General features: G+C 45.4%; 16 protein-coding genes. 13 read left to right on the top strand and 3 right to left on the bottom strand.

Translation table 11 applies throughout. The features are described 5' to 3' along the window. Nucleotides 1-65 precede the first annotated feature (65 nt). Genes OCU90_RS04145 through OCU90_RS04135 form a run of 3 tightly spaced genes read right to left on the bottom strand, consistent with a single transcriptional unit; the run spans nt 66 to nt 2,824 of the window. Nucleotides 66-1,307: an NAD(P)/FAD-dependent oxidoreductase gene (locus OCU90_RS04145; protein WP_061025613.1), complete on the bottom strand. Its 1,242-nt coding sequence runs from the start codon at nt 1,305-1,307 to the stop codon at nt 66-68. 25 nt (nt 1,308-1,332) lie between these two features. Next, nucleotides 1,333-2,406 carry a methyltransferase gene (locus OCU90_RS04140; RefSeq protein ID WP_017095992.1) on the bottom strand — a complete coding sequence of 358 codons (1,074 nt, stop codon included), beginning with the start codon at nt 2,404-2,406 and terminating at the stop codon, nt 1,333-1,335. 28 nt (nt 2,407-2,434) lie between these two features. Beyond that, a complete protein-coding gene (locus OCU90_RS04135) occupies nt 2,435-2,824 on the bottom strand; it encodes a hypothetical protein (RefSeq protein WP_017084503.1) in 390 nt (129 codons plus the stop codon). A gap of 72 nt (nt 2,825-2,896) precedes the next feature. On the opposite strand from OCU90_RS04135, the gene OCU90_RS04130 reads away from it, so the two are divergent. The 13 genes from OCU90_RS04130 (at nt 2,897) to OCU90_RS04070 (ending at nt 15,043) form a co-directional block, all read left to right on the top strand. Further along, nucleotides 2,897-3,646, top strand: coding sequence for a beta-ketoacyl synthase chain length factor (locus OCU90_RS04130; RefSeq protein ID WP_198594981.1), 750 nt, complete (start codon nt 2,897-2,899; stop codon nt 3,644-3,646). Continuing rightward, nucleotides 3,643-4,413 carry a lysophospholipid acyltransferase family protein gene (locus OCU90_RS04125; RefSeq protein ID WP_061025616.1) on the top strand — a complete coding sequence of 257 codons (771 nt, stop codon included), beginning with the start codon at nt 3,643-3,645 and terminating at the stop codon, nt 4,411-4,413. Before OCU90_RS04130 ends, OCU90_RS04125 begins: the two co-directional genes overlap by 4 nt. Nucleotides 4,414-4,517: 104 nt before the next feature. Further along, on the top strand, nt 4,518-4,778 hold the full coding sequence (locus tag OCU90_RS04120; protein ID WP_004736154.1) for a phosphopantetheine-binding protein: 261 nt from the start codon (nt 4,518-4,520) through the stop codon (nt 4,776-4,778). 10 nt (nt 4,779-4,788) lie between these two features. Continuing rightward, nucleotides 4,789-5,046 carry an acyl carrier protein gene (locus tag OCU90_RS04115; RefSeq protein WP_004739745.1) on the top strand — a complete coding sequence of 86 codons (258 nt, stop codon included), beginning with the start codon at nt 4,789-4,791 and terminating at the stop codon, nt 5,044-5,046. Next, nucleotides 5,046-5,603 (top strand): COG4648 family protein, encoded by a 558-nt coding sequence (locus tag OCU90_RS04110; protein ID WP_061025618.1) that lies wholly within the window; start codon nt 5,046-5,048, stop codon nt 5,601-5,603. Before OCU90_RS04115 ends, OCU90_RS04110 begins: the two co-directional genes overlap by 1 nt. Before the next feature lie 6 nt (nt 5,604-5,609). Beyond that, nucleotides 5,610-6,998, top strand: a complete 1,389-nt coding sequence (locus OCU90_RS04105) for an AMP-binding protein (RefSeq protein WP_061025620.1) — start codon at nt 5,610-5,612, stop codon at nt 6,996-6,998. Between the two features lie 89 nt (nt 6,999-7,087). Beyond that, on the top strand, nt 7,088-7,450 hold the full coding sequence (locus OCU90_RS04100; protein WP_017076840.1) for an ApeI family dehydratase: 363 nt from the start codon (nt 7,088-7,090) through the stop codon (nt 7,448-7,450). After that, on the top strand, nt 7,443-9,266 hold the full coding sequence (locus OCU90_RS04095; protein WP_061025621.1) for a glycosyltransferase family 2 protein: 1,824 nt from the start codon (nt 7,443-7,445) through the stop codon (nt 9,264-9,266). Before OCU90_RS04100 ends, OCU90_RS04095 begins: the two co-directional genes overlap by 8 nt. After that, nucleotides 9,244-10,791 (top strand): HAL/PAL/TAL family ammonia-lyase, encoded by a 1,548-nt coding sequence (locus OCU90_RS04090; protein ID WP_061025623.1) that lies wholly within the window; start codon nt 9,244-9,246, stop codon nt 10,789-10,791. Before OCU90_RS04095 ends, OCU90_RS04090 begins: the two co-directional genes overlap by 23 nt. Before the next feature lie 72 nt (nt 10,792-10,863). Next, nucleotides 10,864-11,394, top strand: a complete 531-nt coding sequence (locus OCU90_RS04085; protein WP_054548137.1) for an acyl-CoA thioesterase — start codon at nt 10,864-10,866, stop codon at nt 11,392-11,394. After that, complete coding sequence (locus OCU90_RS04080; RefSeq protein ID WP_061025625.1) at nt 11,381-12,079, top strand: LolA family protein; 699 nt, start codon at nt 11,381-11,383, stop codon at nt 12,077-12,079. The genes OCU90_RS04085 and OCU90_RS04080 overlap by 14 nt, the downstream gene beginning before the upstream one ends. After that, a complete protein-coding gene (locus OCU90_RS04075) occupies nt 12,051-14,423 on the top strand; it encodes an MMPL family transporter (protein WP_061025627.1) in 2,373 nt (790 codons plus the stop codon). The genes OCU90_RS04080 and OCU90_RS04075 overlap by 29 nt, the downstream gene beginning before the upstream one ends. Continuing rightward, the gene (locus tag OCU90_RS04070; protein WP_061025629.1) at nt 14,420-15,043 is read left to right on the top strand and encodes a DUF3261 domain-containing protein; all 624 of its coding nucleotides are present in this window, start codon (nt 14,420-14,422) and stop codon (nt 15,041-15,043) included. Before OCU90_RS04075 ends, OCU90_RS04070 begins: the two co-directional genes overlap by 4 nt. Nucleotides 15,044-15,048: the final 5 nt, after the last annotated feature.

Here is a 15,048-nt window from a genome sequence, read left to right as displayed (position 1 = left end):
CTGTTTTGATTTATAGGCTTTATCATTATGATGCTTTAGCATGTTGCTACACCTTAATCGACCACCTAGCTTCGGCATATCTCCGACAGTGTCGTCAGTCGGCGTTTTGATTCTTTCACATAGGGGTTACTTTGATCCCATGCGTAACCAGCCAAAATAGAACACACCATTTGCTTAATCTTCGGGTTGGGGTCTTGATAGAAAATCACATCCTGCAAGGTACCTGAGTACCACCCCTCGACATAGGTTCTAAATGTGTTTACTCCGGTCATCAATGGATCTGCATAATCACGATCCCAATCAACTCTTTCACCATTGAGCTGTTTTTCTACGCACTCAACGGCAAACTGAGCTGACTTCATCGCAATCGTCACGCCTGATGAAAAAACAGGGTCAAGAAACTCACCGGCATTACCCAGCAGCGCATACTTGTCTGTTGCCAGGTGCTTTACGTTGGCAGAATAACCACCGATTTCGCCCGCAGGGTTCGGATACTCTGCATTTGCCAGTATCTCAGCCAAACCCGGCTCTTCTGTTGCCAGTTGCTTAATCGCGGCAATCTTATCTTGTGGGTATGATTCAAAGAACTTAGGCTCCCCGACAATACCAAACGAAGAAACACCGTTGCTAAATGGAATCAACCAGTACCAGACATCAGGGTTGGTTGGATGCACCGAGATCAGGATTTTGTTACGGTCATATTCTAGATTGGTATCAATTTCTGCAATATGATCGTTAATGTGCGTAAAAATAGCTTTGCGTGGAGGAAGCGATGATGGCTCCTCTAAATCAAGCATCTTAGGTAGCACGCGACCAAATCCACTGCCATCCAGCACGTATTGAGCTTCTAGCTGATAGTGTTCTCCATCAAGCACTTGTACGTCTAAAATGGTGCTGTCTTCAGTGAAGTTAATACCCATCAACTCATGTTGATAATCAATAGTAACGCCTTGTGCTTCGGCTGTGTCTGCTAACACCTTATCAAAGGCCCCTCGCTGAACCTGAAACGTGGTTCCCGGCCCAGCAGAGAACTTATCTTCAAAATTGAACGCGGTGTACACGCCATTTTTACGAAAAGCGGCACCATCTTTAAATTGGAAGTTAGCGTCAGCCACCGCTTCGCTCATGCCAGCTTGTTCAATCACTTCCATGCAAGCCGGTAACAAGCTTTCACCAATAGAAAAGCGCGGGAAAAGGCTCTTTTCAATCACTCGTACATCGATGCCTTTTTTGTGAAGCAAAGACGCGGCAATAGACCCTGATGGCCCAGCTCCGATGATCACTACTTGAGTTGACAGTTTTTTCATTAATTTAAGCCATGTTTGTTATTTTTTATTGCGCGCCAGCTTTCAATTCAAGAAGCGTGTGACCAAGACCAATATCGTCGGTACGAGTTACCACTTCGAAACCCGCTTCTTCAACAATCTCTAAGAAATCTTCACTGCGGTAAAAACGGCTGTTGCCATTTGCCAAGCAGGTAAAGTAGAGAGACGTCGCGTTTAAGCTATAAGAAGCCGCATCGTATTTCTGTGCATCCCAAAACAGTTCAAGGATATAGACAGTCGCGTCTTCTGACATATGAGAGCGAACACGCTTTAATATGCTCAGAATCTCCATTGGCGAGAAGCAATCAAGGAACTGGCTCATCCACCACACATCCGCACCCGTCGGCAGCGCTTGCTGTTTGTCGAGCATGTTGGCTGGGAATGGAGTCACTCGGTCTCGATGGCCATGTTGTGTCGCGTTTGCCATTGCCATTTCTAGCTGTTGCGGCAAATCAACAATCGTGACCTCAACATCTGAATCGTGATTGCAGCACTGCATTGCCCACTTACCGGTGTTACCACCGATATCCACTAGCGATTTAGGTTTCTTGCTGAAGACTTTCTCAAGCAAAACAGGGAACGAACGGTCCGAATAGAAGTGATCGAACTTAAACCAACTCTCTTTGGCTTTTTCTGGCAATTGAGACAAGCCTTGGTAAATGGTTTCCCAATCACCCAGCTCCTTCAGGCCGGCAGGTGTGCCTTCTTCAATCGCTTCGGTTAGATGCATCATCGCTGCGTAACAAACATCGGCTGTGAAATCCATGTTTGCGTTGGTCATACCATCGTGCAGAAGGTAAAAACCAAGGTTGGCCATTTTATAGTTAGGTTTGTCCCAAGTAACAATATGAGCACTTAACGCCATATCAAGCAGAACTTTTACGCCGTACTCAGATACACCCGTTATTTCCGAAAGAGTCTCTGCAGGTAAACCATCATTACCCGCGTCATCTAACGCTTTCAAGATACCTAAATCACGAAGTGTACGGGCAGTATGAAAAACAATGGGAGCGAAAGACAATTTCTGCGCTTCTGTTTTTGCTTCTAATGCGTTGAATGGATCTAATTTATATTCCGACACGAAAAACCTAACTTTAAATAATAGAGGATTACTCAGCTGCCATTTGTGCAAGCTTACGTTTAATATCAACGTTTAAGTTATTAACCCAACGGTTGTAATTACGGTGTATTTCACCATCGTCGTACTTCAAATTCTCTGATTCAACGTAAAGAATAGAGTAAAACTTGTCACTATAAGGAATTTCAATCACAGCATGGTGTGAACGAACATACAGTTCTGCACGGATCAAGCCAGGCTTTATTTCTGAAACCAACCAGCCTCGGTTTTCAGCAGACTCATAAATAGCTGATTTCACCTGTTTACTTTGAAGATTAAGTGCAACTGGAGTATCCTCAACATTCATTACAGGTTGGACACGTCCACACCCTGCAAGAACGAATATGAATAACATTGAAACGGCTATTTTTAGTAATTTCATTTAAATTCCTTACCTGTGTTTATTTATAAGCACGCATAGTATTTAGTTAGACCCAAAGCAAATCAATACTCTATGTCAAATCAATCCCAATTAATGTCGTTTAATATTGAGAAATGGTCTGCAAATTCTGCGGGGCTCAATTCCGTTGCCGAATGGCAAACATGGAGTACAAATTTAGATTGGCCACAAGATGGCTCAACTGAATTTAAAGCCATCCCGCCGATGATGCGTCGCCGAATGAGCCTGCAAAGTAAGCTTGCCGTCCAAACCGCATTGACTCTATTAAAAGACACCTCGGTTGATTTTCTGGTTTTTGCCAGCCGACATGGTGAGCTGCACCGAACTGCCACATTGATTCAATCAATCTTAGAAGGTGATGACGCCTCACCAATGGCGTTCTCGCAGTCGGTGCACAATACCGCTGCTGGTCTCACAACGATTGCCGCAAAAGCGCCGATTCCACTGACCTCTATCGCTGCTGGGCAAGATACCTTTCATAACGCCCTGATTGAAGCTTACCTTTATCTTCACCAATACCCATCGCATCGTGTCTTAGTCATCGACTTTGACCAACCGCTGCCTGAGCTTTATCAAGAATACGAAACTCAGTACTATGCCGATTATGCTCTGGGTTTAGTGCTCACGACTGGCGGTGAATACTCTATTACTAGAACAGTAGAAGCCAACCAAGCATCTTCCGGGTTACCACAAGGGCTACAAACGCTCCAACATATCTTATTGGGTACAAATAAGTGGACTGTTGCTGGCAAGCACCAAACTTGGTCGTGGATAAATAACGCCAAGACAGGAACACAGCTATGAGCAAGTTAGACCAATATTGGCGAGTGTTTGCGACAGGGTTCTGCTTTACCACTTTTGGGCTGGGAGGCTTAGTTCTCAGCTTTTTGATCTTGCCTTCGATCGCACTCACCACATCAAACACCATTCAAAGAGAGCTCAAAGTTCAGCGACTGATTCGCTTCTCATTCAATGCTTTTTGCCAAATCATGAAGTTCACAGGCGCAATTGATTACAGAATTGATGGTGCCGAGCTGCTACGTGAAGATCGCAACTGCATCATCGTTGCCAACCATCCGAGCTTAATCGACTATGTGCTGATCGCCTCTCAACTTCCTCAATGTGATTGCCTCGTCAAAGCGGCAATATGGGAAAACCCATTTATGAAGAGGATCGTTAAAGCGGCAGGTTATATACCCAATCAAGCACCTGACGATCTTTTAGAACGCTGTGAAGAACGTTTCGCTCGTGGCAATGTACTGCTGGTTTTTCCCGAAGGAACTCGCACAACGCCGGGAATTGAACCATCCTTACAACGTGGTGCGGCGCAAATTGCTACTCGAACACAAACCGATTTACGCGTGATTCATATTACGGTTTCTCCGACATTCTTAACGAAAGAGAAACAATGGTATCAAGTTCCTGCGACGAAACCCTTTTTTCATATCGCGGTGAAAGGTAAAATAGAAGTCGCACCATTTATTGAAAATGCAAATAACTTAACTTCGGCAGCAAGACGCCTTAATCATCATCTTGCACATACTATATTCCCTTCCGAAGAAAACATTTAGCTCATCAATAAACAACCGGCGATATCGGCATTTCGAAAATACATCGCATAATGTAGAATCGCCCCCTTAAAGCAGCATTCAGATAAAGCATTAAGTAGGCCAAAGTGGAAACATTACACAACGAACTGAAACAACTGATCATCGACGCATTGAACCTTGAAGACATGAGCATTGATGAGATTGAAACAGAAGCTCCACTATTTGGTGATGGACTTGGACTAGATTCTATCGATGCACTTGAGCTTGGTCTTGCTATCAAGAAAAAGTACAACATTGTTATCGATGCCGACGATTCAAACACTCGACAGCACTTTGCGTCAGTTGAAAATCTAGCGAACTACATCTCTTCTCAAACAAACAACTAGACAGATCTTTATGACACAAGCGAACCAACAAGAAGTATACAACCAGGTTAAAGATGCGCTTATTGAGCTGTTTGAGCTTGATGCCGAAGATATCACGCCTGAAGCACACCTTTATCTCGACCTAGACCTAGACAGCATTGATGCGGTTGATTTGGTCGTTCATTTACAGAACGTAACGGGTAAGAAGATCAAACCTGAAGAGTTCAAAGCAGTACGCACCGTTAATGACGTTGTGGAGTCTGTGGTTGAACTATTGAAGGACGCCTAATGCGTCCTCTGCTGACTTTATTGTCGGCAATCATACTTTTCACTTATCCAATAGCGGTTTACTTTGGACTCAACAAGTTTGGCCTACAAACCGTTGGTATCGTCTTAGCCGCTATCTTTGCTGTCCGCATTTTCACCGGCAGTCAGGCTAAGATCAAAGAGCTAAAACACCTAGCTTGGATCAGTGGAAGTGCCGGAATTGTTCTATTGGCATTAGGGTTAGCCTTCAAACAGCATGGCTGGTTAACCTATTATCCAGTCATCGTTAATGTTTGTATGTTGGCTGTATTCGCTTCAAGCCTATGGCAACCGCAAAGCATTATCGAACGTCTTGCTCGACTCCAAGAGCCTGAACTTCCGCAAAGTGGCGTTGATTACACACGAAAAGTCACCAAAGTTTGGTGTTTATTCTTTGTTATCAATGGCTCTATCGCCTTTTATACCTGCTTCCAGCCTCTTGAAATCTGGACCCTATACAATGGCTTACTCAGCTATTTGTTCGCCGGGTTACTCTTTGCAGGAGAGTGGGTGGTAAGACAGCGCATTCGTCAGAGTTAAATTGTTATGACCCAAACCGTATCTTACATCTCATTGTCTGAACTCCTCAGTCAAAACCGAGCCCCTGAATCTATTGTCTGCTTTGACGACAATAGTGAGATTACTTGGCAAACATTTAACGACGACTTATCTCAACTCGTACACCTTTTATCTTCATCCCCTTTTCAACGAGTTGCGATTTGCACCCAAGACAGCTACCTATTTTCGGTGGCCTTTTTGGCATGCGCCGTCAGCGAAAAACACATCATCTTACCGGGCAACTACCAGCCCTGTGCGCTTGCCGAGCTGAGTGAACATTTTGACTGCCTGTTAGTTGATGACTCGATTGGTGAAGTTGAGGTTAGTGATGTTCGCAATATCCAAAACTTATTGGACTCAAACCCCAAAGCACAACAACCTCTAATCGATAATCTTGCGCCCATTGATTTGGCAGCCATCCACTTGACCCTGTTTACTTCAGGTTCAAGTGGTACGCCCAAAGCTATAGACAAAACCTTAGAGCACCTAGATATTGAAATCGCTCAGCTAGATAAAAACTGGGGCGATTTACTTAAGGGCAACCGAGTCCACAGTACAGTCTCACACCAACATATCTATGGTCTGTTGTTCCGAATTTTATGGCCACTTTGTTCTGGTGTTCCATTTGCTCGACACAATCTTGAGTACCCTGAACAAATCCTATCTCACGCTAACAAACAGAGCGTGCTGATCAGTAGCCCTGCGCTACTCAAGCGATTAAAACACGAGACAAAACCTGCACAGCTAGCTGGTGTGTTCTCTTCTGGTGGCCCTTTACCAACCGAATCGGCTCACCAAGCACTTAACTTGTTAGGACATTTGCCCATCGAGGTTTTTGGTAGCACTGAAACCGGCGGTATCGCATTTCGTCAGCAAGAGAGCGCTCAAACACCTTGGCAGCTTTTTGACTGTATTGAGGCTAGTCTCGACAGTGAGAATTGCATTAAGTTATTGTCGCCGTACATCGACAAAAACAACTGGTATCAAACCGCCGATGAGTGCGAAATGGTCTCGAGCAATCAATTCATATTGAAAGGCCGAACCGATCGAGTGATCAAGATAGAAGAAAAACGAGTATCACTGGTTGAAGTCGAAAAGCGACTAGAGCAACTTCCTTGGATCAGTGAGTGCGTGGTGATTCCATTTGAAGAACCTGAGCGCTTAATCTTAGCGTCGGTTTTGGTATTATCAGAGGAAGGCCAAGCGAAACTCGCCACCATGAGTAAAGGTAAATTCTGGTTGATGCTGCGTTCAGAGTTGAGAAAGTGGTTAGAACCGATCGCCATCCCAAGAAAATATCGTGTTGTTGACGAGATTCCCCTCAACAGCCAAGGTAAGCGGTTAACCTCTCACATAGAGCAGCTCGTAAAATCATAGAAATCGCTTATCGTGTTTTACACTGAGACTGTCTTTTTATATTTTTGTCACAACACCCATTTTCAGCCCAAGGATTCTAAGCACGCGCCATGGATAAGAGAAAACCAAACGTCATTGCTGTTGACACTATAGAGAAAGAATCGACTTTGACACTCCATGTTACTGGGGACATCACCGATTTTAAGGGGCACTTCAAGAACTTCCCTATTCTTCCGGGTGTTACACAGATTGATTGGGCACTTCACTATGCAGTTCAAGAGCTGAATGTCCCTGGTTACTTTAAAGGCATGGAAGTCATCAAGTTCCAAGAGCCGATCCTGCCTGATTCGACCATTCAGCTGTCACTCAAGTGGGATGCTGACAAAGATAAATTGAGCTTTAGTTACACGTCGAACAATGGCGAACAAACTCACTCTTCAGGCAAAATGAAGCTGGGAGAGAAAAGTGAATAGCGCCGAGGCTGTTTCTCAACACGCACTTGAAGAAAGCAACTACAAGGCTTGCTTCCTAATTCCGTGCTTTAACCACGGCGCAACCATGCCCTCGGTGGTCTCATCACTTCTTAATTTCAAACTTCCGATCATTATTGTTGATGATGGAAGTGAACTCGAGACCAAACAGTTTCTGACTCCACTTGCCGATAGCCCAAGCGTGACTTTGGCAACACTTGATCAGAACCAAGGCAAAGGCGGCGCAGTAAAGGCGGGCATTAAGCGAGCGCAAGAGCTCGGCTTTAGTCATGCCATTCAGATTGATGCTGATGGGCAACATGACCTAGACGCCCTACCCGCATTAATCCAAGCTTCACAAACTAAGCCCCTGCAACTTATCTCGGGTCAGCCGGTCTATGACGAGAGCGTGCCTAAGGCAAGGCTCTACGGACGCTACGCGACACATATCTGGGTATGGATAGAAACCCTTTCTTTATCAATTAAAGACAGCATGTGTGGCTTTAGAGCGTATCCAATCGATAAGACGCAAACCGTACTGAATAAATACGATGTCGGTTCGAGAATGGACTTTGATATCGAGATTCTGGTTCGCCTGTATTGGGAAGGCTGCGATATCGACTTCGTTGAAACGCGTGTTATCTACCCAGAGAATGGTATCTCTCATTTCGATGCACTGTGGGACAACGTAAAAATCAGTTGGATGCACACGCGACTGTTCTTCGGCATGCTGCCAAGAGCACCAAAACTGATCGCGCGTCATTTCAAGTCGGATTCAGCGAAGAAGTTATCGGCTGAAAATAGCCAAGATTCCTCGGCAGATTCAAGACAGGTAAATTCCGAACAGATAGGTTCAGAACAACCCCATTGGTCACGTACTCAAGAACGCGGCACTGTGCTGGGAATCAAACTGTTATTGGCCGTTTATACCTTGTTAGGCCGAGGCGTATTTAATCTGATTTTACGCGGTGTGATGCGTTACTACCATCTAACGGGCAAACGTGCACGAAACGCCTCAGAACAGTACCTATTTCAGCTTAAGGCATACGCTGAACAACAGAATATTGAGTTACCAGCGGAATTAACCAGTTATAACCATCTGCTCTCGTTTGGCCATACCATGCTAGACAAGTTGGCTGCATGGAAAGGGGATTTTTCGGTCGATAACCTGACGATTCATGGTCAAGAACAATTTGAGAGCATGGTGGCAAATAAGCAAGGTGTGCTAATCCTAGGTTCTCATCTTGGCAACATCGAATTGTGCCGCGCTTTAGGTCGCAGACACTCAAACATCAAAATCAATGCACTGGTTTTTACCGAGCACGCTGAACGTTTTAATTCGGTGATGAAAGCGGTCAACCCGCAGTCTGATTTAAACCTGATTCAGGTAACTTCAATGGGGCCTGATACTGCTATCTTGTTGCAACAGAAATTGGAACAAGGTGAGTGGATTGTGATTGTTGGCGATAGAACCTCCACCAGCAAAGAGAGCCGTTCAGTATGGGCTGAGTTCTTGGGTAAGGAAGCGCCCTTCCCTCAAGGGCCATTTATGTTAGCCTCTGTTCTCAAAGCGCCAGTATTTCTATTATTTGGGCTACGTGATGACTCACAATCTAAGCCGCATTTTAATGTCTATTTCGAGCATTTTAGCGACAAGGTAGAACTACCCAGAAAAACTCGCGAACAATATTTACAGCAAGTCGTGCAAAAATACGCAGACCGACTTGAGCACTACACACTGAAAGCACCGCTTCAGTGGTACAACTTTTTTAATTTTTGGACATTGAGCAAGCACCATGACGAAAAAGAATCCAAATAGCATCACCTTTGGTGCCGAACGCCTCACGATTGAGGATGTTGTCGCTATCTCACAAGGCGCAAAAGCCTCGATGAACTCAAGTGAAGCCTTCACATCTAAGATCGACCGTGGGGTCGCTTTCTTAGAGCGCCTACTGAAAGAAGAAGGCGTGATTTATGGCGTGACAACTGGTTACGGAGATTCATGTACCGTAGCAATTCCACCAAACCTTGTTGATGAATTGCCATTGCATCTAACGCGCTTTCATGGCTGTGGTTTAGGCGAAATATTGTCTCACGAACAATCTCGTGCAGTATTAGCAACGCGCCTTTGTTCTCTGTCGCAAGGTGTCTCTGGTGTGACTCATGATTTGCTCAACCAGATCGTTACTCTGATCAACCAAGATATCTCACCACGTATTCCTCAAGAAGGATCGGTTGGTGCCAGTGGCGATTTAACGCCGCTGTCTTACTTAGCGGCAGCACTGATTGGTGAGCGCGATGTTATCTACAAAGGTGAAGTTCGCCCTACTAGTGACGTTTACAAAGAGCTAGGGATTAACCCTATCCAGCTTAAGCCAAAAGAAGGCTTAGCATTGATGAATGGCACGTCAGTAATGACGGCTCTGGCTTGTATCGCCTACAAGCGCGCAGAATACCTAGCTCAACTATCGACTAAGATCACGGCAATGGTGTCTGTGGGTATGCAAGGCAACGATTTCCACTTCGATGAAGCCTTGTTCGCAGTGAAACCTCACCCTGGTCAACAACAAGTTGCTGCATGGCTGCGCGATGACCTGCAAGCCGATCGCCCGCCACGCAACAGTGATCGCCTACAAGATCGTTATTCACTGCGTTGTGCTCCACATGTTATTGGTGTGGTTCAAGACTCTCTACCTTGGCTACGCCAAATGATTGAGAACGAGCTGAACAGCGCTAACGATAACCCGATTATCGATGGCGACAATGAGCGCGTACTGCACGGTGGACACTTCTACGGTGGCCATATCGCAATGGCAATGGATACACTAAAAACAGCGGTAGCCAACCTTGCAGACCTACTTGACCGTCAAATGGCGCAGTTGATGGACTACAAGTTCAATAACGGTCTGCCATTTAACCTAACAGGCGCAGAAGGCGAACGTAAGCCAATCAACCACGGCTTCAAGGCGGTGCAGATTGGCGTTTCAGCTTGGACAGCAGAGGCATTGAAACACACAATGCCGGCAAGCGTGTTCTCTCGTTCAACCGAGTGCCACAACCAAGACAAAGTCAGTATGGGCACCATCGCAGCTCGTGATTGTTTACGTGTTCTGGAACTGACTGAACAAGTTGCGGCAGCATCTCTTCTGGCGGGTACACAAGCACTTGAACTTCGTAAGCGCCACAATGAGCTTGATGAGCACCACATGAGTGAAAACCTAAAGCACATTCGCGACGAAGTGCTCAAAGAGTTTGAATTTATCGTAGAAGATCGACCACTTGAAGGCGATCTACGCCACTTCATTGCTCGTATTCAAAGTCAGCACTGGTCACTTTACTCATAGAGTAGCTAACCTCAAAAGTAGCTAACTTCATAAAGTAGCCAACCCTTTACGCAATATTGTTGAGAGCGATTTATGTCTGAAATCCTTCATCCATTACAATCTGAGGTGACTCTGATTACCTCATTCCAAGATGCCGACCCGATGGGCGTGATCTATCACGGCAACTACTTCCGGTTTTTTGAAGAAGTTAGGCGCATCATGATGGATAAGATTGAGTACAACTACCATGAGATGAAGGATTCGGGCTACATGTGGCCGATCATCGACACGCGTGTAAAGTACATTAAGGCGATACCGTTCAATCATCAGATCAAGGTATCGGCTAAGTTGACTGAATGGGAAAACCGCCTGCGTGTTGACTACGAAATTCACGATGCCAACACAGGTGCTCGCATGACACGCGCCCACACAATGCAGGTTGCGGTGACCATTGAAGAACAAGAGATGTGCTTCGCTTCACCGAAAGTGTTTACAGATAAAGTCGAGCACTGGCACCAGTTTGGCGACTTACCCCAAACAACTGAGAAGCAACCAAGCGACCAACAATCAGACCCATCTCAAGTATCTAACACACAGCAGCAGGTGAAACATGAGTCTGTTTAAACGCAGTCGCAAACACATCAGCATCGCATTACTAGGGCTTGCCTCAATGATGGCGAGTAGTTTTGTTATTGCTAATGAAAGTACAGCTACGGTTGGTTCTATTTCAGATCTGCAAATAGTATTAAGCGCAAACAACATAGTGCATGGTGAGTTCACCCAAACGCGCAACATGGAAATGTTCGCCCAGCCTCTAACATCACAAGGTACTTTCCTATTAGACAAGTCGAATGGTTTGCTTTGGACACAAACTACCCCTTTTCCTGTTAGCTTGGTGCTAACCGATAACAAACTGAGCCAAAGGTTTGCTGATCAACCCGCTAAAATCATCACCGACAAAGAAAACCCAATGGCGTTTTATTTCAGCCATATATTCTTATCGGTGTTCCACGGGGATACGCAAAAACTCCAAGAACAATTCTCACTCGACTTTGAGCCTGCAACCACTACAAACACTGATGAAAGTGCAAACGCAAGTTCACAAGACACACGATGGACACTCACTCTAAAGCCGAAAAGTGCTCCGATGAACGCGGTGTTTGAAGCCATTACGCTGCAAGGTAAAAATGATATTGAACGTATTGAGTTGAGAGAGATTCGTGGAGACAGCACGGTGATCGAATTTAGCCAATTAAGCCATCTACCGGAAGTATTATCAGATGCTGAAGCGCAACAATTCCAACTCTAGTCTGGCCCTTGTTTGGCTTGTTATCGTAGTACTATTTAGCGGATTGTTAATCAAACAATTCGCTTTTTCTTCGTCGGTACCGATTGAAAGCAACATTCTAAAGTTACTACCAGAAAACCAGCAAGACCCAATGGTAGAGCAAGCCTTTCAGCAGATATCCAGCTCGATGAGCGAGCAAGTAGTGTTTATCATCAGCGCCCCCGACATCGACCAAGCCATGATTGCGACCGACGCTTTTGAAAAAGCTCTCAACCAAAGAGCTTTTTCAAGTCAGCCAACTCTGTTTAAGCAAGTTCAAGGCAAAATCAACGCCAGCACCCAAAGCCAGTGGAGCGATTTCTACTTTCGTCACCGAGCTCAACTGCTGACCCAACAACAAAAAGAGACACTGACACACTCGCCAGATTCGCGAGCTCAATATGTCATCCAATCTCTGTACAATCCTTTCTCAGGCGTCACTGCAGCCGAATTGTCGATGGATCCATTTCTGCTATTTCGCGACTACATCAGCGCAGTTGGCGTTCAATCAAGTAACTTTGTTCTGAAAGAGGGGTACCTCACCGCTCAATCTAATGACCAAACTCATATTTTGGTCACGGCGACTCTGGCGGGTTCACCTTATAGCTTGGCCATTCAAGAGCAACTTCCCGATCTTGATTCAATTGAGCGCGAGGTCGAAAAGCAGTTTGGCGTCAAAGTGCAGCATACCGGTGTGGTGTTCTACGCAAATTACGGCACCGAAAGCGCGAAATCAGAAATCAGTACTATTGGTTTGGGCTCATTAGCCGGTGTTATTTTATTGGTGTGGCTGACGTTTCGTAGTGCCCTACCACTTGCCTTATCCTTGCTCTCCATCAGCACTGGGTTGTTGGTTGCGCTTGCAAGCACCGTCGCTATCTTCGGCAAGGTTCACCTATTTAGTTTGGTGTTCGGTGCCAGCTTGATTGGCGTATCCATCGACTACTCTTTTCATTACCTAACCGATCGTTTGGCGGCGAGTAATCAATGGCAAAGCGACAAAGGGTTGAAACATATTCTCGTTGCGATCACCTTGGGTCTGATCACCAGCTTGATTGGCTACCTAGGTTTGTTGGTGGCACCTTTCCCGGGGTTACAGCAACTTGCTCTGTTTTCGTCGATTGGGCTTATTGCGGCTTACGCCAGCGTGGTGTGTTGGTACCCAGTTTTAGCTGCAAAACCAAGCCAAGAACGCCCGCTTCCCTTGTCGAAGCTTTGGCATACTTGGTTAAGTCTCTGGAGCAACCAAAAGTTTAGAATTGGCTTACCATTAATAGTGACTGTCGTTAGCTTGATATCACTCAGTCAAATTCGCTACGACGACGATATTCGCCAACTTCAAGCGATGCCTGATCAACTCAAACAGCAAGAGCAAGCCATTACTGAGATATCAGGATTAGGCAGTGGCCAAAATATGCTGCTGGTGACCGCTAAGAGCGATCAAAAGCTACTCATAAAACTGGCAGAAATCACCGCGAGTTTAGACTCTTTAATCGATAGCCAAGGTATCTCAGGATATCGCAGCATCAATCAGCAGTTGTTAAGTAAACAAGACCAGCATGATAACTATCAATTGGTTGAACAACTCTATCGCCAGCAAAGCCATATCTTACAGAACACTCTTGGTTGGCCTAGCTTTCCAGAATTACCTAAGTTCGAAGCAATCACGGTATCTGGGTTTTTGGAATCACCGGTGTCAGAACCTGTTCGACCACTTTGGTTAAAACCTATCGATGGACAAGCGGCGTCAGTCATTTTGATCAAAGACGTTACAAACTCAGCTCTGTTCTCTCAATGGCTCGATTCAAGCTTTGCTCAGCAACAAGGTGTTAAATACCTTAATAAAGCCGATGAAATCTCCGCTCTCTTTGCGGAATACAGAGTCAAGATCACCGAGCTATTATTGATAGCTTTGGCCGCTATTTGGATGGTTTTAGGTTGGCGCTACGGTGTTAAGCAAAGCCTATTAATGCTGTTGCCTTCATTGATTGCCGGAGTCGCAGGTTTAGCGGTCACGGGCATTTTAGGCTCAACACTGAATCTGTTTAACCTGCTTGGACTGATTCTAATTTTAGGGATTGGTATCGACTATACCCTGTTCTTTGCTGAGCAGAAGAAATCACTAAGCACCTTATTAGCGATTACCCTATCGGGTCTCACGACGTTGCTTTCATTTGGCTTATTGTCACTAAGTCAGACTCATGCAATTCATAGCTTCGGTGTTACTGTTCTGACAGGGATCTTTATCGCGTGGCTACTTTCGCCACTCGCGATCAACAATAGCAAAAACGTAGAAAGACCAACTTCTCGAGAGGTTTTTAGATGATCAGGACATTAAAGGTAACCTTCGTCACGCTAGTGGGTGTACTGCTCAGTGCCTGCTCGATGGTTTCTCAGCAGCCAACTGGTGCAAGTGTGTCTATCAACAATGACACCGAGCTAGCACTACCATTGCCAGCTGAACTGGGATACTCCCTCACGGCCAGTCAGCTCATTAGCGCTACGTGGGAAACCGATACGCAGCAACTTCCTGTTCAAGTCGAAGTGACAGCGGATAAAGTGGTTTTGGCGGGATTTTCTTCTTGGGGTACTCGCATCCTATCGCTGCAATATCAAAATCAAGTGATTAATACGCAGGTTTTGTCTGGGCTTGGCGCAACTTTGCCACAACCTGAACAGGTGCTATTTAATTTGATGCTGACCTTATGGCCGACTGAAGCCTGGACTCAGCCTTTGCAAACCATAGGTTGGCATCTAGTCGATACTGACAATACAAGAACCGTGTTTGACGACGACCAACAAGCCATTATTCGTATCGAGTATCAAGCAAGAGCCAATGAACCGAAGCTCTCTGGAGACATTGTTTTCAAGCATTTGATTCAAGGCTACACCATCACCATACAAACGTTGAACTCAACGATTGTCGATAACCCAAGTAAGAGCTGAATACT

This window comes from Vibrio splendidus (genome assembly GCF_024347615.1).
In the GTDB taxonomy this organism is placed as follows: domain Bacteria; phylum Pseudomonadota; class Gammaproteobacteria; order Enterobacterales; family Vibrionaceae; genus Vibrio; species Vibrio splendidus.
Note: the sequence above shows the minus strand (reverse complement) of the source record. Positions and strands in the feature narration are given on the sequence as shown.